This window comes from Mesorhizobium sp. LNHC232B00 (genome assembly GCF_000502435.1).
Taxonomy (GTDB): Bacteria; Pseudomonadota; Alphaproteobacteria; order Rhizobiales; family Rhizobiaceae; genus Mesorhizobium; species Mesorhizobium opportunistum.
On the sequence record NZ_AYWP01000003.1, the window covers coordinates 182256 to 199508 of the forward strand.

General features: G+C 61.8%; 21 protein-coding genes. 10 read left to right on the forward strand and 11 right to left on the reverse strand.

Going from position 1 to position 17253, the window contains the following annotated elements; genetic code table 11:
* Positions 1-6: 6 nt before the first annotated feature.
* The 6 genes from X743_RS163405 to X743_RS163380 form a co-directional block, all read right to left on the reverse strand.
* Entirely contained in the window at positions 7-3795 is a 3789-nt protein-coding gene (locus X743_RS163405; protein WP_023764225.1) for a vitamin B12-dependent ribonucleotide reductase, read from the reverse strand.
* A gap of 664 nt (positions 3796-4459) precedes the next feature.
* A complete protein-coding gene (locus X743_RS163400; RefSeq protein WP_023764226.1) occupies positions 4460-4771 on the reverse strand; it encodes a PilZ domain-containing protein in 312 nt (103 codons plus the stop codon).
* A gap of 108 nt (positions 4772-4879) precedes the next feature.
* Positions 4880-5368, reverse strand: a complete 489-nt coding sequence (locus X743_RS163395; RefSeq protein ID WP_023764227.1) for an NUDIX hydrolase — start codon at positions 5366-5368, stop codon at positions 4880-4882.
* 213 nt (positions 5369-5581) lie between these two features.
* A complete protein-coding gene (gene gpt, locus X743_RS163390) occupies positions 5582-6082 on the reverse strand; it encodes a xanthine phosphoribosyltransferase (protein WP_013895807.1) in 501 nt (166 codons plus the stop codon).
* A gap of 116 nt (positions 6083-6198) precedes the next feature.
* Entirely contained in the window at positions 6199-7032 is an 834-nt protein-coding gene (locus tag X743_RS163385; RefSeq protein ID WP_023764228.1) for a universal stress protein, read from the reverse strand.
* Positions 7033-7171: 139 nt separating this feature from the next.
* Positions 7172-7915, reverse strand: coding sequence for a competence/damage-inducible protein A (locus X743_RS163380; protein WP_023764229.1), 744 nt, complete (start codon positions 7913-7915; stop codon positions 7172-7174).
* Between the two features lie 153 nt (positions 7916-8068).
* Here X743_RS163380 and X743_RS163375 point away from each other — a divergent pair, with 153 nt between their 5' ends.
* Positions 8069-9085, forward strand: coding sequence for an alpha/beta hydrolase (locus tag X743_RS163375; protein ID WP_023764230.1), 1017 nt, complete (start codon positions 8069-8071; stop codon positions 9083-9085).
* 53 nt (positions 9086-9138) lie between these two features.
* Positions 9139-9426, forward strand: a complete 288-nt coding sequence (locus X743_RS163370; protein WP_023764231.1) for a hypothetical protein — start codon at positions 9139-9141, stop codon at positions 9424-9426.
* A gap of 111 nt (positions 9427-9537) precedes the next feature.
* On the opposite strand, the gene X743_RS163365 is transcribed toward X743_RS163370, so the two are convergent.
* The 4 genes from X743_RS163365 to X743_RS163350 all read right to left on the reverse strand — a co-directional run bounded on the left by X743_RS163365 (position 9538) and on the right by X743_RS163350 (position 11806).
* The gene (locus tag X743_RS163365) at positions 9538-9777 is read right to left on the reverse strand and encodes a DUF2188 domain-containing protein (RefSeq protein WP_013895802.1); all 240 of its coding nucleotides are present in this window, start codon (positions 9775-9777) and stop codon (positions 9538-9540) included.
* Between the two features lie 28 nt (positions 9778-9805).
* Positions 9806-10084, reverse strand: coding sequence for a DUF982 domain-containing protein (locus tag X743_RS163360; protein WP_013895801.1), 279 nt, complete (start codon positions 10082-10084; stop codon positions 9806-9808).
* 170 nt (positions 10085-10254) lie between these two features.
* Entirely contained in the window at positions 10255-10572 is a 318-nt protein-coding gene (locus tag X743_RS163355) for an SH3 domain-containing protein (protein WP_023764233.1), read from the reverse strand.
* Positions 10573-10702: 130 nt separating this feature from the next.
* Entirely contained in the window at positions 10703-11806 is a 1104-nt protein-coding gene (locus tag X743_RS163350; protein ID WP_023764234.1) for an NADH:flavin oxidoreductase/NADH oxidase, read from the reverse strand.
* 158 nt (positions 11807-11964) lie between these two features.
* On the opposite strand from X743_RS163350, the gene X743_RS163345 reads away from it, so the two are divergent.
* The 7 genes from X743_RS163345 to X743_RS1000000169785 all read left to right on the forward strand — a co-directional run bounded on the left by X743_RS163345 (position 11965) and on the right by X743_RS1000000169785 (position 16710).
* Positions 11965-12561 carry an NUDIX domain-containing protein gene (locus X743_RS163345; protein ID WP_023764235.1) on the forward strand — a complete coding sequence of 199 codons (597 nt, stop codon included), beginning with the start codon at positions 11965-11967 and terminating at the stop codon, positions 12559-12561.
* 49 nt (positions 12562-12610) lie between these two features.
* On the forward strand, positions 12611-12796 hold the full coding sequence (locus X743_RS163340; protein WP_023764236.1) for a hypothetical protein: 186 nt from the start codon (positions 12611-12613) through the stop codon (positions 12794-12796).
* A 649-nt stretch (positions 12797-13445) separates the two neighbouring features.
* The gene (locus tag X743_RS163335) at positions 13446-14636 is read left to right on the forward strand and encodes a site-specific integrase (protein ID WP_084555433.1); all 1191 of its coding nucleotides are present in this window, start codon (positions 13446-13448) and stop codon (positions 14634-14636) included.
* The gene (locus X743_RS163330; protein WP_156934386.1) at positions 14633-15127 is read left to right on the forward strand and encodes a hypothetical protein; all 495 of its coding nucleotides are present in this window, start codon (positions 14633-14635) and stop codon (positions 15125-15127) included. The genes X743_RS163335 and X743_RS163330 overlap by 4 nt, the downstream gene beginning before the upstream one ends.
* A 70-nt stretch (positions 15128-15197) precedes the next feature.
* Positions 15198-15494 carry a hypothetical protein gene (locus X743_RS163325; RefSeq protein WP_023764239.1) on the forward strand — a complete coding sequence of 99 codons (297 nt, stop codon included), beginning with the start codon at positions 15198-15200 and terminating at the stop codon, positions 15492-15494.
* Positions 15495-15689 carry a hypothetical protein gene (locus X743_RS1000000170360; protein ID WP_084555434.1) on the forward strand — a complete coding sequence of 65 codons (195 nt, stop codon included), beginning with the start codon at positions 15495-15497 and terminating at the stop codon, positions 15687-15689.
* Between the two features lie 367 nt (positions 15690-16056).
* The gene (locus X743_RS1000000169785; protein ID WP_023764241.1) at positions 16057-16710 is read left to right on the forward strand and encodes a hypothetical protein; all 654 of its coding nucleotides are present in this window, start codon (positions 16057-16059) and stop codon (positions 16708-16710) included.
* Between the two features lie 17 nt (positions 16711-16727).
* Here the strand turns inward: X743_RS1000000169785 and X743_RS163315 are convergent, their stop codons facing one another.
* Complete coding sequence (locus tag X743_RS163315) at positions 16728-16931, reverse strand: hypothetical protein (RefSeq protein WP_031257474.1); 204 nt, start codon at positions 16929-16931, stop codon at positions 16728-16730.
* A gap of 41 nt (positions 16932-16972) precedes the next feature.
* Between X743_RS163315 and X743_RS1000000171925 the strand changes: the two genes are divergently transcribed.
* Positions 16973-17227: a helix-turn-helix domain-containing protein gene (locus X743_RS1000000171925; protein ID WP_156934387.1), complete on the forward strand. Its 255-nt coding sequence runs from the start codon at positions 16973-16975 to the stop codon at positions 17225-17227.
* The last annotated feature ends 26 nt before the right edge of the window (positions 17228-17253 follow it).

Consider the following 17253-nt stretch of genomic DNA (forward strand, 5'->3'; position numbering starts at 1 on the left):
CAGGCCTCAGCTGCACCCGCTCGTGGCGCCGCACGTATCGCACTTCTCGCAAGTCCCGTTGCGCACCATGGTGAAGTTCTGGCACTCGGAGCAGGAATTGCCGGTGTAGCCCTGGAGCAGTGACTTGGCGCGGCGGTCGGCGGCGAGTTTCTTCGCCTCGGCCGCTTCGTTCGCTGCCGCGTCGGTGAACAGGGCCGCGGTCGCATCCGCTGAAACGCTGGCCGCGTCGGCCGCTTCCTCGAAGGCGATGTCTTCCGCCAGTTCCTTGGCCCTGTCTTCATAGTCGCGCTTGTAGGCGACCGCCTCGTCGCTGGCCGGCTTCAGCGCCAGCACGTTGGAGCCGGAGAAGGCTGTCGGCGCCGAGCGGGCAGGGGTGCCGGTGGAACCGCCGGCAAAGCCCTTGGGATCGTTGCCGCTTGCCCTGGAAACCAGCTTCACCGGCGAGCCGCGGGTCAGGCCCTTGGAAACGGCGTCGGTCTTGCCTTCGCTGATGTTGCGGCCAAGTGCGGTGTTGGAAAAGTCCGACTGGTCGACATGGGCGAGGTCGTTGCGGCCGAGATAGGAAATCGCCAGTTCCCGGAACACGTAGTCGAGGATCGACGTCGCGCTCTTGATCGCGTCATTGCCCTGCACCATGCCGGCCGGCTCGAACTTGGTGAAGGTGAAGGCGTGCACATATTCATCGAGCGGCACGCCGTACTGCAGGCCGAGCGAGATGGCGATGGCGAAGTTGTTGAGAAGGCCGCGCAGCGTGGCGCCTTCCTTGTTCATGTCGATGAAGATCTCGCCGAGGCGGCCGTCATCATATTCGCCGGTGCGCAGGAAGATGGTGTTGCCACCGATCTTGGCCTTCTGCGTATAGCCCTTGCGGCGGCCGGGCAGCTTTTCCTGCTCGCGCGACACGCGCTCAATGATGCGCTCGACGATCCGCTCGGTGATCTGCGCGGCGCGGGCGGCGGCCGGTGCCTGGATCAGCTGATCGAGGGCTTCGTCCTCGTCGTCCTCGACATCGGCGAGCAGCGAGGAGTTCAGCGGCTGCGACAGCTTCGAGCCGTCGCGGTAGAGCGCGTTCGCCTTCAGCGCGAGCTTCCACGACAGCATGTAGGCGCCCTTGGCGTCTTCCACCGTCGCGTCGTTCGGCATGTTGATGGTCTTGGAGATGGCGCCCGAGATAAAGGGCTGCGCCGCCGCCATCATCTGGATGTGGCTGTTGATCGAAAGCGAGCGCTTGCCGATCTTGCCGCAGGGGCTTGCGCAGTCGAACACCGGCAGGTGCTCGGCCTTGAGGAAGGGCGCGCCTTCCAGCGTCATGGCACCGCAGACATGGATGTTGGCGGCCTCGATGTCCTTCCTGGAGAAGCCGAGCGCCGGCAGCATCTCGAACGAGAAGTCGTTGAGCTGCTCGTCGGTGAAGCCAAAGGTCTCCTTCACCCAGTCGGCGCCGAGCGTCCACTGGTTGAAGACGAACTTGATGTCGAAGGCCGACTTCAGCGCGGCATTGAGCGCCGCGATCTTCTCGTCGGTGAAACCCTTGGCCTTGAGCGAACCGGGATTGATGCCGGGCGCCTGGTTGAGGTTGCCGTGGCCGACCGCATAGGCCTCGATCTCGGCGAGCTGGGCTTCGGAATAGCCGAGCGTGCGCAGCGCTTCCGGCACGGCGCGGTTGATGATCTTGAAGTAGCCGCCGCCGGCGAGCTTCTTGAACTTCACCAGCGCGAAATCGGGTTCGATCCCGGTGGTGTCGCAATCCATGACCAGGCCGATCGTGCCGGTCGGCGCGATCACGGTTGCCTGTGCGTTGCGGTAGCCATGCTCCTCGCCAAGCTCGATGGCGCGGTCCCAGGCGGCTTTCGCATGATCGGCCAGCGCCTGCTGCTTGAGGTCGGAGGCGACCAGCGGCACCGGATTGACGGCCAGCTTCTCATAGCCGTCCTTGTCGCCATAGGCGGCGCGGCGATGGTTGCGCATGACGCGCAGCATGTTCTGGGCGTTGCGGTCATAGTCCGCGAAGGCGCCGAGCTCGGAGGCCATTTCGGCCGAAGTGGCGTAGGCGGTGCCGGTCATGATCGCGGTGAGTGCGGCGCAGATGGCGCGACCCTCGTCGGAATCATAGGGAATGCCCGAGGTCATCAGCAGGCCGCCGATATTGGCGTAGCCGAGGCCGAGCGTGCGGTATTCGTAGGAGAGCTTGGCGATCTCCTTCGACGGGAACTGCGCCATCATCACCGAGATTTCGAGCACGATGGTCCACAGCCGGACCGTATGCTCATAGGCGGCGATATCGATCGTGCCGTCGGCATTGCGGTAGGGCAAAAGGTTGATCGAGGCGAGGTTGCAGGCCGTGTCGTCGAGGAACATGTATTCCGAGCACGGGTTGGAGGCCCGGATCGCACCGGCCGACGCGCAGGTGTGCCAGTCGTTCATCGTCGTGTTGAAATGCAGGCCCGGATCGGCCGAAGCCCAGGCGGCGTAGCCGATCTTTTCCCAGAGGTCCCTGGCCTTCAGCGTCTTCAAGACCTTGCCGTCCTTGCGGGCGGTCAGGTGCCAGTCGCCATCCTGCTCGACGGCGCGCAGGAAATCGTCCTTCAGCGACACCGAATTGTTGGAGTTCTGGCCCGAGACCGTCAGGTAGGCATCCGAATCCCAGTCGGTGTCGTAGGTCTTGAACGACATCGAGGTGTAGCCCTGCTTGGCGAACTGGATGACGCGGTAGATGTAGTTCTCCGGCACCGCCGACTTCTTGGCCGCCTTGATCTCGCGCTTCAGCGCGGTGTTGATGGCAGGATCGAAGCAGTCGTCGTCATGGCCTTCGCAGTTGACGCAGGCCTTCATGATCGCTTCGAGATGCTTCTTGACGATCTTGGAGCCGGTCACCAGCGAGGCCACCTTCTGCTCTTCATTGACCTTCCAGTCGATGAATTCCTCGATATCGGGGTGGTCGGCGTCGACAATGACCATTTTCGCCGCGCGGCGCGTCGTGCCGCCCGACTTGATGGCGCCCGCCGCGCGGTCGCCGATCTTGAGGAAGCTCATCAGGCCGGAGGAACGGCCACCGCCGGACAGCTTTTCGCCTTCGCCGCGCAGAAATGAGAAGTTCGAGCCGGTGCCGGAGCCATATTTGAACAGGCGCGCTTCACGCACCCACAGATCCATGATGCCGCCCTCGTTGACGAGGTCGTCCTGCACGCCCTGGATGAAGCAGGCATGCGGCTGCGGATGCTCGTAGGAGGACTTCGACTTGGTCAGCTTGCCGGTGAAGGGGTCGACATAGAAGTGGCCCTGGCTCGGACCGTCGATGCCATAGGCCCAGTGCAGGCCGGTGTTGAACCATTGCGGCGAATTCGGCGCCACGCGCTGCGTGGCCAGCATGTAGGCAAGCTCGTCACGGAAGGCGAGCGCGTCGTCCTCCGACTTGAAGTAGCCGCCCTTGTAGCCCCAATAGGTCCAGGTGCCGGCCAGCCGGTCGAAGACCTGGCGGGCGTCGATCTCGGAACCGAAGCGCTCGGCTTCCGGCAGCTTGGCAAGCTCGGCCTCGTCGGCGACCGAGCGCCACAGGAAGGAGGGGACGTCGTTCTCTTCGACCTTCTTCAGCCGCGCGGGGACACCGGCCTTGCGAAAATACTTCTGTGCCAGGATGTCGGCGGCGACCTGGGAGAACTGCGCCGGCACATCGATGTTGTCGAGACGGAACACCACCGAACCATCCGGATTCTTGATCTCGGAAAGCGCCTTGCGGAATTCGATCTCCGCGTAAGCAGATTGTCCCGGCTTGGTGAAACGACGCTCGATGCGCATTGGTCCTGTCCCTTTTGTCTATATATAGCGCTTTCGTCAGGGGATTTCTGCCCCGGATGCGAAACACGCATGTCCGCCGTCTGCCGGCGTTCGAAAACGGCCGGCTCTCCATTTCGCGGTCTCCGTCGGTCCTTGCTGGTCAGGCTCCTTGCGAAGCACATGTCCAGCGGCCCGGCGGACCCTCGCGGGTCCCTCAAATCTGATTTTTTCGATTCCCTCACTCGAGGGAAATTCACACTATCTAGCGTCGAACCTACCTGCAAACACTAAATATAGTGTTAACAGACAATTTATTCCAGTCCGACAATTCTCCCTTTCGTCGCCCCGCCACCCACAATCCCAACGCTTCCGCCGGCCTCGTAAACAGGCGGAAATGCGGGCAAAACTCACATAATCCGGGAAAAAGACCGGGCTCAGAACTTTCCGGTCGCGCTCTCAACAGGAGCACATGGCCTATAAAAGGCGACTCGTTTTGCGCCGTCAAGGATTCGTTTGCGTAGCTTTTGTGACCCCAACATCTTGTGTGTCACATATGTGGATAACGGGGACAGATTGACCCGCCGCGATCACTATTTTTCCGGCGACGGGATGCGCGCCGCCGATGGTCGGCGCGACGGCACTCGAAAACGCTTCAGCTCACAGCAAAAGCGGCAGCCCCGAAAAATCAGCCGTAGTGCAACTTCGGCTTTGGCTCGATGCCGGTGAACTTCACGCCAATCCGGTCGTTGCGGCGCCAGCGGACCTCGCAGCGATAGGCGACGCCGTCGAGCGGCACATAGAGAAGGAAACGATCGGGAACCCGGGACTCGAGCGGTACCTTCAACTCGGCGCCGCCCGCATGCTGATTGCGCACGGTAACGCCGACTTCCGAGTTTTGAATGCCGGTGATGATAGTTCCGCCCTTGAGCACGCGCGGACGATGCTCGCGCTGCGGCTCGCCGGGACCTTGCTGAAGGTTGTCTACGGGCTTCATCATCAATCAAACGCCAGATTGATCGATTTGTAGCGGAGAAAAATTAGCAAACCATTCATGGGCACAACCACAAGGTTGTGAATCGGCCATGATGCACGCGTAAGGGGTGGGTTAGGAGAACCTGTGCGGGTCGGCGCAGAAATAGGCGATGATCTGGCAGAGGTCCGGTTCGTTGACCATGCGCACCGCTTCGCCGGAATTGACCCATTTGCGGGTGCGGGCGCGCTTTTCCTTCCAGCGGTCGGCGATCTTTTCGACGTGCAGCGGAAACACCAGCACCTCGCAGGGCACTTCTTCACCCGAAGCCAGCACCTTGGCATAGAAGTAACGGCCGGCTTCGAGATGGGAGACGGTTCCGCGCAATCCGGCTTCCTCGCCGGCCTCGCGCGCTGCCGCCTCGCAGAGCGGCTCCCTGGCCTCCGGCCAGCCCTTGGGCAGCACCCAGCGGCCGGTGTCGCGGCTGGTGATCAGCATGATCTCGACACCGTTCCCGGTATCGCGCCAGGGCAGGGCGGCAACCTGCAGACGGCACGGCGCAGTGCCGAAGAGTCGCCGGACCCTTTCGGCCAGATGGTTGTGCGTCGTTGGCCTCGTCAACATCGGAGAAGCTAGCCCCAGCCTCCAGAATCGTTTGCCGTCTCACGAATCTTACGGCGAATCGTAATCTATAAAAGTAAAAAACTTCATATAGACCGGTAAAAATTGCGCCATCGCCCCCTGATCCCACAAAATATTGTGCCTTCAGCTGCCTATTTGGCAGCAAAAGGCACTTGCCGAACTCGTGCCGAGTAGAACGGGGGTTTGTTCTGCGAATCAGCCGGCGTGATCGTCGGCGATCGGCTTCTGATAGGTGAAGCCCATATCCCAGGGGAAATAGATCCAGGTGTCCTGGCTGACCTCGGTGACGAAAGTATCCACCAGCGGCCGGCCCTTGGGCTTGGCGTAGACGGTGGCGAAGTGGGCCTTCGGCATCATTGCCCGCACGATGCCGGCGGTCTTGCCGGTATCGGTCAGGTCGTCGATGATCAGCACGCCGACGCCATCGTCGGCCAGCAGAGCCGGCGTGACCTCCTTGAGCACCTGCAACTGCCCCTGGCTGGTGTAGTCGTGATAGGAGGCCACGCAGACCGTCTCGATGACGCGGATGCCGAGTTCGCGCGAGATGATGGCCGCGGGCACCAGTCCGCCGCGCGTGATGCAGACGATGGCCTTCCATTGACCCTTGTTGGTGCCGGCAAGCCGCCAGGCGAGCGCGCGGGCGTCGCGGTGGAACTGGTCCCAGGAGACCGGGAAAGCTTTTTCGGGAAGGGACATGTCTCGCGCACTCCGCAGCACGCGAGGACCGCGTGCGAGAAAACAGGGGAATGCGCGCGGAATTAACTGGAAAACCTTGGGCTTGGCAAGGGCGGTCGGCAGTGATCGCTGTGGACTTATCGCGACAGGAAGGCCGCCACCTGCGTCGTGCGCAACACCGTGCGCGTCACGCCGCCGAACAGGAGCTGGCGCAGCCACGAGTGGCTGTAGGCGCCGAGAACCAGAAGATCGGCGCCGGTCTCGGCGATCCTGTTCTGGATCATGTCGTCGACCGAGGTGCCGCCCGATTTCTGCACCGAGACGCTGACCGTGGCACCGTGGCGTGACAGCGCCGACGCGATCTCGGCACCGGCGGCTTCCGGGCTTTCGTCGAGTGTTTCGGGCGGATCGATGACCAATATGTCGGTTTTCTCCGCCTCGATGATGAAGGGCAGGGCGTCGAAGGCGGCGCGCGCAGCCTCCTTGCTGCCGTTCCAGGCAAGCAGCACGTGCTTGAAGGTCGTGACCAGCGGCCCCGCGTGCGGCACCACAAGCACCGGTCGTCCGGCATCATAGACCAGCGTGTCGACATCCGCGCCCGGATCGCCCCCGGTATCGCGCTGGGCTGCGACAATCAGGTCGGCGGCGCGCACCGTCGAAATGCCGGTCAGCGCGCTGTCGCCGGAGAAGCTCTCCAGGCTGCGCCATTCGAAAGAGAGGCCGGAATCCTCGATGCGCCTGAGGAAGACGGCCTGCAGCTTGTCGGCGCGCTCCCGGTTCATGTCGGCCGACACCTGCAGGAACTCGGTATCCGGAAAGCCGGTCGCCGATGTGTAGGGCACCGGAAGCGCCTCGGCATGGATGCCGATCAGATGGCTCTGGAAACGGCTGGAGAGCGGAATGGCGCAATCAAGCACACGCTCGGCGTCCTGCTCGTTCTGCAGAATGGCAACGATGGTCTTGAAGCGCATGGCGATCCCTCAATCTGGCGAGGCGTTCGATCTCGCGTGCAGGGAAACGCCGCGATGTCTTGCTTGGTTCCGGCTGGAGCCATTCCCTGGGGGAATTGCGCCAAAAGGGAATTGCGTCAAAACAAGGAGATAGAGCGGATCAGCCCGCCTTGGCGGCGAAACCAGCGACCATCGCCTCGACATCGGCGCGCGCGGCGTCAAGCGCGTCCTGGCTGCGGGCGCGCACGACCAGTTCGGTCCAGAACTTACCGTCGCCATATTTCGGATAGGAGCCGATGATGGTGTCCGGATGCGCTTTCTGGATCTCGCCCAGCGGTCCGCCGACAAGGCCTTCGCCAAACGGACAGTGCACCGTCGCCGACAGCATCTTCGTACCGGCTCTCAGCGTCGGCACGACATTGTCGAGCATGGCCTGGAAGATCGAGGGCACGCCGGCCATGACGTGGACGTTGCCGATGCGGAAGCCGGGCGCCACGGACACCGGGTTGTCGATATGGTCGGCGCCGCGCGGCATCCTCGACATGCGCTTGCGTGCCTCGGTGTATTCGATGCCGCGCTCGGCATAGCTCGCTTCCAGCAGCGCATAGGCCTTGGCATCGTATTCGCAGGGCACGCCGAACGCCTTGGCAATCGAATCGGCGGTGATGTCGTCATGGGTCGGGCCGATGCCGCCGGTGGTGAACACATAGGTGTGGCGTGCGCGCACGGCATTCACCGCCGCGACGATCTCGTCCTCCTCGTCGGGAACGATGCGCACTTCCTTCAGGTCGATGCCGATAGCCGTCATGATGTCGGCGAGGTGGCCGATGTTCTTGTCCTTGGTGCGGCCGGACAGAATCTCATCGCCGATGACAAGCATGGCGGCGGTCACGATTTCAGGCATGGAAAGCTCCGGCAGGACGGGTCGCCTGAAATAGCGCGGCGCGCGGCTGTCGGCAATGCCGGCCGAGCGGTGGTATCCGGCAATGTCCGGTCGATGCGAGGTTGCGGCGCGACCGGATGCAGCTAAGCTGACCTCGTTTGATCCGGGTGAACGATGCTCCTGTCGATACTGTCGTGGCTGCTGGCCGTTCTGTTGCTGCTGGCGATCCTCGCCATCGGCTGCCTTGTGCTGGTGACATTGTGGATCGCGGCCAAGGCCGAAAGGCTGGTGCCGCCGGTCGGAAAATTCATCGAGATCGACGGCAACCGCATTCACTATGTCGATGTCGGCGATGGACAGCCGATCGTCTTCCTGCACGGGCTTGGCGCTCAACTCCACCACTTCCGCCACACGCTGTTCGGACATTTCGGCCCGGGCTACCGGCTGATCGCGCTCGATCGTCCGGGATCGGGCTATTCGGTTCAGGCGCGCGGCGCGACGGGCCGGTTGCCCGAACAGGCAGAGCTCGTGCGGCGTTTCATCGAAACGCTGGGCTTGGAGAAGCCGCTGGTGGTAGGCCATTCGCTGGGCGGCGCCATCACGCTGACACTGGCCGTGGAACATCCCGAAGCGATTTCGGGCATCGCCTTGCTGGCGCCGTTGACCCATATACAAGCCGCCATGCGCGAGAACTCCGGCTTGCTCAATATTCCATCACCACTCCGGCGCTGGATCATGGCCTACACGGTCGCGATACCGACGAGCCTGCGATATGCGCGGCCGACCATGGAATTCATCTTCGCACCGCAGGCTTTTCCAGCAGACTACATGGTCGACGGCGGCGGCTGGCTCGGGCTGCGGCCAGCCCATTTCCAGGCAACATCCGCCGATGTCGTGGCCATCGAACGCGATCTCGGCCGCATCGAGCAACGCTATGGCGAGATCGCCATGCCCGCCGGCATCCTTTTCGGAACCGCCGATGGCGTCATCGACATCGGCATCCATGGCGAGCCGATGCAAGGCAAGATCGAAGGGCTCGACTTCGAACCCGTCGACGGCGTCGGCCACATGCCCCAATTCGTCGAACCGGAACGGGTCGCGGCCTTCATCCAACGCATGGCCGCTCACGCATTTCGTGATGCAACTTCACCGCCGCTTCACAAGGAATTCAAGGAACCATTCGGCGGATGACCGGTTTGCCAAGTGTCGCACCCAAGGCGACAAAGACAAAACGGAGTGATCCAATGTACAAGAAACTTCTCGCAGCGTCCGTTCTGACGATCGGTCTCGCCACATCTGCCATGGCGCAGTCGTCGGACGGCACCTATTCCAACGATCAAGATTGGCTTCACCACAACTGGCTCTGGGGCAACGAAGACTCCTCGAGCGTTGACCGGACCACGACAGGAAGCATCAATGCGGACGGTTCCGGGCTGAACACCTACGGCAACACTGGACCCTGCGCCTTCAATACCCCTGGTCCAGATGCCAATGCCCAGGGCAACATCAACGACCAGTACTGCGGCAAATAGCCGGCCGGGGCCCCGTGCTGGCCGCGGGACGTCCTTCTCTCCTTACGTCCGCGGCCGGCGCGCGACGATCAGGCGATCAGGCTTAAGGTCGCATATCAATAGGCTGCGAAATCAGTCGGAGACCTCGGTCTGCGGCCGATCGCGGCCATCAGCCAGTTCCTCGTGCCATTTGCCCTCGGCATCCTCATATTGGATGCCGTCCGTGGAGCCCGCCACCTGTTGCTCGGCTGAAGCGATTTCGGCTGCGCGCAACGCGTCCTGATGCGTGGGAAACGTCTCCGAGAAAGTAGCGCCGACCTTGTAAGCCCAGCCGCCGTCATGTTCGACGATCTTGTAAGTCAGCTTCGCCATGAAAATCTCCGGTTGAAAGTCCGCCTGCTCAATGCAGCCGGTCGTCGGACAGTCTGTCGTCTGGCACCAGCACTTCCGATTCCCTTGCGGCCTCGATCAGTGCTCGACGCGCATCCGCTGTCGAACGATAACCTTCCAGCACTTTGAGGCAAGTGTCGAGGGCATCACGATGGCGCGGGCCGCGATTGAGCGGCCACACCGTCATCAGGCATTCCGCCGCCTCCTGGGCGCTGCGGATTTGCCGATATTTGCCGACATGGCCCAACTCGACCACGACGGGCGTTTCAAAAGGTTTGTTGTCCATCATGGCCGCAACGCAAAGCAGCCAATTTGGTTGCAAAAATGGCCTTCAGCCTGCGCCCAAAAGTCGCGTCGCGCTTGCGACACGCTTCAGTCTTCGTCTTGTGCATGTCCTGCATGTCCCAAAATCACGTGTCCCAAAACCGGATCCAGTTTTGGGCGACATGCGCGGCCACCTCAGTAGCCGCAATCGTTGCGCAGCCAGCGCGCGTTCGCCCATCCGGTCGTGCCGCCGATTTCGACCCGGTACCAATTGCCGCGCCGGTCGAAGATCTCGGTGTGATCGCCATTGAACAGCTGCCCGATCATCCGCGACGACGAGTTTGGCCGCGTCCGCACGGCGAGAAAGCCGCTGCCGGTCGCCAGATTGTAGCGGCCGGAAAGGCCGTGCACCGTACCTTCGCAATATTGCGCGACGCTCGCCGTTGACCCGCCAAGCCAAAGCCCGGCCGCAGCCACGAACGCAGCTGCCGGCAAGAACGCCTTCATCGACATGATGTCCTCCCCAAGCCCGGCCGCGCCCGCCGCAGCCTCACCCAACGTAACAGGTTGCGGCCGGAATTGAAGCGGGCGAACTGCCCAGGATCGCGGGCAGGAGCGCGCCGGTTTCAGGAAAACGGGCCAGTCACCCCGCCGCTTTCATCCAATGTTCCATCGTCGTCACCGAGCGGGCGAGCTGCGGCGCCGGATAGATCTTTTCGCTGAACGTGGCGGCCGCACGCCATCCCCAGCGCGGGTCGGCGAGGAAGGCGCGCGCCAGCGCCACCATGTCGGCACGGCCCTCGGCGATAATTGTCTCGGCCTGCTTCGGATCGTCGATCAAGCCGACCGCGCGGGTCGGGATACCGGCGCCCTTGCGCACGGCTTCCGCCAGGTGCACCTGGTAGCCGGGGCCGCTGGGCAATTTCTGCAATGGCGAATTGCCGCCGCTGGAGCAGCAGAGATAGGCGACACCCTCGGCCTTCAGTGCTTTCGCCACCTCGATCGCGTCCTCGACGTCGAAGCCGCCATCGACCCAGTCCTTCACCGACAGCCGTGTGCCAAGCATCAGCTTCGGCACCGCTCGTCTCACCGCCCTGGCGATTTCGACGACAAGACGCATCCGGTTTTCCAGCGAGCCGCCCCAGCGGTCCGTGCGCTGGTTGGACAGCGGCGACAGGAACTGGAAGATCAGGTAGCCATGCGCGGCATGCAGTTCGATGAAGTCGAAGCCGGCGCGTTCGGCCCGCCTCGCGGCCTCGGCGAACCGCTCGATGAGTTGCAGGATCTCCTCGTCCTCCAGGGCGTGCGGCACGTTCCAGCCGCTGTCGTAGGCGATGGCCGAGGCCGAGACGGTCTGCCAGGGATCCTCGTTTGGCTGCAGCGGGCCGCCGCCCTCCCAGGGCTTGCGATTCGAGGCCTTGCGGCCGGCATGGGCAAGCTGCGTGCCGAATTTCGTGCCGGGCGCGGCGACACGCCTGGCGGCGTCCAGCGTCCGCCGCGCGGCGGCTTCATTGTCCTCGGAATAGAGGCCGAGGCAGCCATGGGTGATGCGCCCGCGCCGCTCGACATCGGTCATCTCCACCGTGACCATGCCGGCGCCGGACATGGCAAGGTTCATCCAGTGGTAGAGATGCCAGTCGCTGGCCGATCCATCCTCGGCGGAATACTGGCACATCGGCGCCACGGCGATGCGGTTGGGGAAGGTCAGCCCGTCGAGCGTGATCGGCTGGAAAAGCGATGTCGTCATGAAGAAAACTCCGGGGAGGGGAATGCGCTATTTAGGCAGCGGATCTCTTCCATACCACACACGAGAGAGTGAAGCGCACTGGACCAATCGCTGGTCCGATTGCGCCGGAGCCGGTTCGCGGCTACGCCTGCATCCGCCAGCAAGCACCGAGGTATCCCATGGAAGATCGCGTTCGCATCCGCTCGGAAGAGGTTCTGTCCGACGACTGGGCGGTCCTGAAGAAGACCGTGCTCGACTATCGCCGCCGCGACGGGCAGTGGGAGACGCAGATCCGCCAGACCTATGATCGCGGCGACGGCGCGGTGATCCTGCCCTACGACCCTCAGCGTTCGACCGTGCTCCTGGTGCGCCAGTTCCGCTATCCGGCCTACGTCACCGGCCACCGTGAACCGCTGATCGAGGCCTGCGCCGGCCTGCTCGACGAAAACGATCCCGAGACCGCCATCCGCAAGGAGGCCGAGGAAGAGCTCGGTTACCGGCTGAAGGATATCGAGCGGCTGTTTTCGCCGTATATGAGCCCCGGCAGCGTCACCGAGCGGCTCTGGTTCTTCATCGCCCGCTATTCACCCGCCGATCGCATCTCGGCGGGCGGCGGCGCGGCCGAAGAAGGCGAGGACATCGAAGTCCTGGAAATGCCGCTCGACGAAGCGCTGGCCGGCATTGCCGATGGCCGCATTATCGATGCCAAGACGATTATTCTGATCCAGCATCTGAAGCTGAACCCGATGGCGCCGGCTGGCTCGAAAGCAACCTAATTCAGGCGCGAGCGTTCAAACAGGGATATGGCGCCAATCGAGAGTGCATATGGGCCCTGGTGAAAAGGCTACTCTGCCGTTCGAGGCTGAACGCGAAGCCCGTCTCGCCAAGAATGCCCGTCTCAGGGAGCTTCGATCTCATGCGTCTTGGCTTGCGCTCGATCCTGACGCTCCGTTTCATGACGAGATCGACCTCTCAGCTGTCTTCGAGGAAAACACATTCGGCAACCGCTAGGTAAGCGGCGTTTTTGCGGCGGATTCTTATGGGAGCGGGGAGCTTCTGGCGCTGCTGTGAAGTGGGCGGAGGTTTTCTATTTCCCAAATATCGCGCTTGAAAGACGAAGGGCCTGAGCCGCCACTATCGCGATCCAGGCCCTTGGCCGTCGGGTTCATCAGTGACATTGCGCCTACTGGAGGCCTGTCACAAGCTGGACCTTGGTCCCCCGGTCTAATGCCTGTTAAGCGGCCCGGCTGCTTTTCCTTCGGGGAGACAACAGCCGGGCCATGCCGGGAAAGTCGAGAGCCCCAGCCTAGCTTTGGAGGTCCCGGGCTGCATGGGTGAAAAGCAGCACGACAAGCAGAACGATGACTGCAGATGCAAACTCGGTAACGAGAGCCGTCCCAACAAACGTTGTTGGCGGTCGGTATGCTCCAAGAGAAAACGGCCGACGTTATGGTGCGGACGACGGGAATCGAACCCGTACGATCAGAGATCGAGGGATTTTAAGTCTCTTTCTAAGCGTCTACCCTTGGGTATCCATAGACGCTCAAAGCCTTGTGAATAAAGGAAAGACCGAGGGTTTACAGTCACGGTTTGTTCCTATACGTTCCGTTGAGTAGACACGTCGCGGCTACCCGCACGGCTACCCAAGGGAGACAAGGCAATGCCCGTGCTTTCCGACAATTTCGTCAATTCTGCTGTCCTGCCCCGCGATCGAGACGAACTGGTAATTCGTGACAGCAAGCTGTCTGGCTTCGCGCTCAGGCTTCGCCGCAAGGCCGATGGCAAGGCGTCTAAGACGTTCCTCGTTTTTCAGGAGTTGCCCGGCCGAGATGGCGCCCGCAAGCGTCGCAAGATCATCATTGGCGATCATGCGACCTATCCTGCCGAGAAGGCGCGCGCCGAAGCTCAGAGCATGCTCCAGGCGATCGATCGCGGCGATGATCCTGCAGCGGCGCGCGCGGCGAAAAAGGCGCAACCGATATTCGAGGATCTTCTCAAGGATTTTGAGACAACGCACATCGAGAAGAAGAAGCCCGAGACGCGGAAGGATTATCGCGGACGCATCCGGCGCAACATCTTGCCGGTGTTCAAAGGCCGACGCGTTGCCGACATCACGGCCGAAATGGTGCGGTCCTTCCATGCCAAGAAACACGGCAACCCCACCGACGCAAACCGCTCTTTGGCGGTACTGTCTGTCATGATGGGCCGCGCCATGGAACTCGGATGGCGCAAGGACAATCCCTGCATGGGTGTTCGGAAAAACAAGGAAACGGCGCGGGAGGAATGGCTTGACGAAATGGACCTTCCCAAATTCGTCAAGGCGCTGGCCAAGGTTTCAGGTTCCCATGCCGATCTAATTCGGTTCCTTGCCGTCTCAGGCTGGCGTGTCTCGGAAGGCCGGTTGATGACGTGGGACATGGTAGACTTGCCGCGCCTCGTTGCGCGTCTGCCCGACACCAAGACCGGCGCATCTGCCCGCGCTCTGTCCACCGATGCCGCGACGATCATCGATCAGCAGGTGCACCGTATTGGCTTTGTATTTTCGGGAAGAGGCGGAAGGCAGCCGGTGTCCTACAAGCGTCTTCGCGAAGTCCTGAGCGCTGTTTGTGAGGCGGCAGAGATCAAGACAATCACGCCGCACGCGCTGCGCCATACGGCGGCCACCTGGGCCGCGCTGAGCGGTGCTGAAGCCCATGAACTACGGGAGGCGTTCGGATGGAAGACGCTGGCGATGACCGGGCGTTATGTGGCACGCGCTGAAAGCCTGGGCCGGCGCGGTGCCCAACGTGCCGCCGACGCGATGAACGTCTTGCAGAAGCCGAAGGCTGACATCAAGGAGTTCGGCCGGTGAGGATGCTTTACGAGAGATCTGATGCCGAAGCTATCTATGACCTCCGGCATAGGGGTAGGGACCGCGACATCCTAATCGAGATTGCCGCCATTCTTAGGCGGGAGGTTCCTCAACCGGATGAGACATTCCTGCACTTTCTCGCGGATCAGATCGATCCGCGAATCAAGAACACGTTCACCAATACAAAATTGATCCTGCGCGAGACAAAGGCACGACAAAAACACCCAAAGGACGATGTCGGCCACTTTCTGGAGCTTCACATCGACATATTCAATGAGCCAGCCGTCGAGGCAGTTGTTAGTTGTGCAATGGACCGTTTCCAGTGCAGCCGTGCAACTTGCTACCAGAAGCTGAGCAAGGCCCGAGCGCGACAGGTCAAAAATCCGGAAATGTTCGAGGACATCAAGAGAGTGTGCCATTCGCTTCGAGAGCGGGGCGTCTCTGACTACGCACCGCTCGACTTCGGTCTAAAATTGTCGAGCAATCTTTAGACCGCTTTGTTGTAGCCTTGCGCGCCTTTGTGGTTAGAAAGGGTTCCACCTCAACTCAAAGGTGGACACAATGGACAACCAAGCAGCAAGGGCGTTCTCAGCCCGCATTGCATTCTGGACTTCCCAAGGACTTACCGGTCTAGCACTCTACCAGCGCCTCGCCACCGACGACGAATTGCCGGCAGTCTTCGACTCCGAAGACCTCGCCGCGATCATTGGCATCTCGCCGCTGAGCGTGAAGAAACAGCGCCATCGGGGGGCCGGCCCGAACTATATGAGATTGTCGCCGAAGGCGGTGAGGTACAGCCGCCCTGACCTTTGCGCGTTTCTGGCTTCGAAATACGTGAACGTTCGGAGGGCCGCATAAATGACCGGCCTCCGCACCGACGATCATGCCGCCTGCGATTCCTCGAAAGTCGAGATCGGCTTGAGGTTCATCCAGGACACGCCGCGCCACATTCGCGGCCCGGCTATCCCAGCACTTAAGGCGTTGGGACTGACCACCAAGGAAAGCTGTGAGGCTATCCGCCAACACCATCTGGCGCTGGCGAGGGCAACCTGATGGAGCACCTCGAAAGTCGAAAGCCGGACGCGTTCGTTGAAACGCGAGCCGGCTCCGAAATGTCTTGCTTGGCAGCTACAGACAGTTCGGACAGTAGCACTCGCCGCCGGCAACAGCAATGCTCGCCAGACCCGAAATGGCATTCTCAGCGTGCGTGGAACCGCGCCAATCCCGCCGCTCGCCGCGCCCATGCTGTCGTTGCCCAGGCGCGCAAAAAGGGCAAGCTGATCGTCTGGCCCTGCGAGGTTTGTGGCAACCCCCAGGTTGATTGTCACCACCCAGATCCAGAAGCGGACCAGATGCTTATAATCTGCCTCTGCCGCAAGCATCATCGCCGCCTTCATGTGCTCCTGCGCAAAGGTGCCTGATGGGCGAGGACAAGGGGCGTGCGCGGCGCGGCAAGCGGACACAGATCGGCGGGCAGTTCTCATGGCGATTGATCGACATGCAGCGCTCGCCGGCCTTTCGCGCGTTGTCACTGTCTGGCCATAGGATCTTGGCCAGGCTTGAAATCGAACTGGCCAGCCATGGCGGTGACGACAACGGCAAATTGCCGACCACCTTCGACCAGTTCGAAGAATACGGCGTGCATAGGATGGCCATCGCACCAGCCATCCGCGAAGTGGTCGCGCTGGGCTTTGTGGAGGTCACCGAGCGCGGCAGAGCCGGCAATGCAGAGTGGAGGCGTCCGAACGTCTATCGCCTCACATACCGCCCTACGCGGCTGACCGAGCCAACGGACGATTGGCGTAGCATTGACACGCGAGAGCATGCGGAACTTGTGGCTTCTGCTGCGAGAAAGGCGTCTGACAAAACAAATCCCCAGTATCGAAAACCGTACCACACGTCGGTACGGAAACCGCACCTCTCAGAGCCGTTTCATAGTACGGAAACCGTGGGCACTAGCCATAGTACGGAAACCGTGGGCACCTCTATATCTCGGGACCAGTCCCCTGGTGATGTAGGCAAGGTTTCCGATGCTTTGTTACGAACCCTGAAGCGCAAGGGTCTGGCCTCATGAGCGGGCTCAAGACCGGATCAACCCCCGCGGACTACCAGGCGGTCTGCCGCCTCGACCAGACGCCGCATCCTGCTGCTCCGCTCGATGTTTTCGGCCACCAATTCTTCGGTGCGTTTGAGAGCGATCTCGGTCCGTTTGATGCGCCGCTGGGCATTGGCGATCTCGGCCGCCATCCTGAGTCCGTGGTGTTCTTTGTCGTTCATCATGGGTTTGTAACCCATGGATGGCGATATCGTTCCCTGTTGGGCGAAACGGGTGCCACATGAGCACCGCACGCAAACTCGCTCAGGTTCGGTCGAAGCTTGCAGAATTGACGTTGCTTGTCGCCGAGCTTGAAGAGGCAGAGCAGAAGCAGTCTTGCCCGATCTGGGTCGAAACCGGTGAAGCCGCCGAGTCGTTAGGTGTGGCGCTCGATACGGTCCGAAGCCTTTGCCGGCGAAAAGGATATGGCCGGCGAAGCGGTGGACGTTGGCAGGTCGATCTCGCGGCGCTCCGCGAATATTTTCGCCGAACGTGACAAACGCGAAGCGACCCATCGCGTTT

Bases quoted from the DNA above. Each gene is read 5' to 3' on its own strand.
- X743_RS163405 (WP_023764225.1), bottom strand. From the start codon at position 3,795: ATGCGCATCGAGCGTCGTTTCACCAAGCCGGGACAATCTGCTTACGCG.
- X743_RS163400 (WP_023764226.1), bottom strand. From the start codon at position 4,771: ATGATGAAGCCCGTAGACAACCTTCAGCAAGGTCCCGGCGAGCCGCAG.
- X743_RS163395 (WP_023764227.1), bottom strand. From the start codon at position 5,368: ATGTTGACGAGGCCAACGACGCACAACCATCTGGCCGAAAGGGTCCGG.
- gpt (WP_013895807.1), bottom strand. From the start codon at position 6,082: ATGTCCCTTCCCGAAAAAGCTTTCCCGGTCTCCTGGGACCAGTTCCAC.
- X743_RS163385 (WP_023764228.1), bottom strand. From the start codon at position 7,032: ATGCGCTTCAAGACCATCGTTGCCATTCTGCAGAACGAGCAGGACGCC.
- X743_RS163380 (WP_023764229.1), bottom strand. From the start codon at position 7,915: ATGCCTGAAATCGTGACCGCCGCCATGCTTGTCATCGGCGATGAGATT.
- X743_RS163375 (WP_023764230.1), top strand. From the start codon at position 8,069: ATGCTCCTGTCGATACTGTCGTGGCTGCTGGCCGTTCTGTTGCTGCTG.
- X743_RS163370 (WP_023764231.1), top strand. From the start codon at position 9,139: ATGTACAAGAAACTTCTCGCAGCGTCCGTTCTGACGATCGGTCTCGCC.
- X743_RS163365 (WP_013895802.1), bottom strand. From the start codon at position 9,777: ATGGCGAAGCTGACTTACAAGATCGTCGAACATGACGGCGGCTGGGCT.
- X743_RS163360 (WP_013895801.1), bottom strand. From the start codon at position 10,084: ATGATGGACAACAAACCTTTTGAAACGCCCGTCGTGGTCGAGTTGGGC.
- X743_RS163355 (WP_023764233.1), bottom strand. From the start codon at position 10,572: ATGTCGATGAAGGCGTTCTTGCCGGCAGCTGCGTTCGTGGCTGCGGCC.
- X743_RS163350 (WP_023764234.1), bottom strand. From the start codon at position 11,806: ATGACGACATCGCTTTTCCAGCCGATCACGCTCGACGGGCTGACCTTC.
- X743_RS163345 (WP_023764235.1), top strand. From the start codon at position 11,965: ATGGAAGATCGCGTTCGCATCCGCTCGGAAGAGGTTCTGTCCGACGAC.
- X743_RS163340 (WP_023764236.1), top strand. From the start codon at position 12,611: ATGGGCCCTGGTGAAAAGGCTACTCTGCCGTTCGAGGCTGAACGCGAA.
- X743_RS163335 (WP_084555433.1), top strand. From the start codon at position 13,446: ATGCCCGTGCTTTCCGACAATTTCGTCAATTCTGCTGTCCTGCCCCGC.
- X743_RS163325 (WP_023764239.1), top strand. From the start codon at position 15,198: ATGGACAACCAAGCAGCAAGGGCGTTCTCAGCCCGCATTGCATTCTGG.
- X743_RS1000000170360 (WP_084555434.1), top strand. From the start codon at position 15,495: ATGACCGGCCTCCGCACCGACGATCATGCCGCCTGCGATTCCTCGAAA.
- X743_RS1000000169785 (WP_023764241.1), top strand. From the start codon at position 16,057: ATGGGCGAGGACAAGGGGCGTGCGCGGCGCGGCAAGCGGACACAGATC.
- X743_RS163315 (WP_031257474.1), bottom strand. From the start codon at position 16,931: ATGGGTTACAAACCCATGATGAACGACAAAGAACACCACGGACTCAGG.
- X743_RS1000000171925 (WP_156934387.1), top strand. From the start codon at position 16,973: ATGAGCACCGCACGCAAACTCGCTCAGGTTCGGTCGAAGCTTGCAGAA.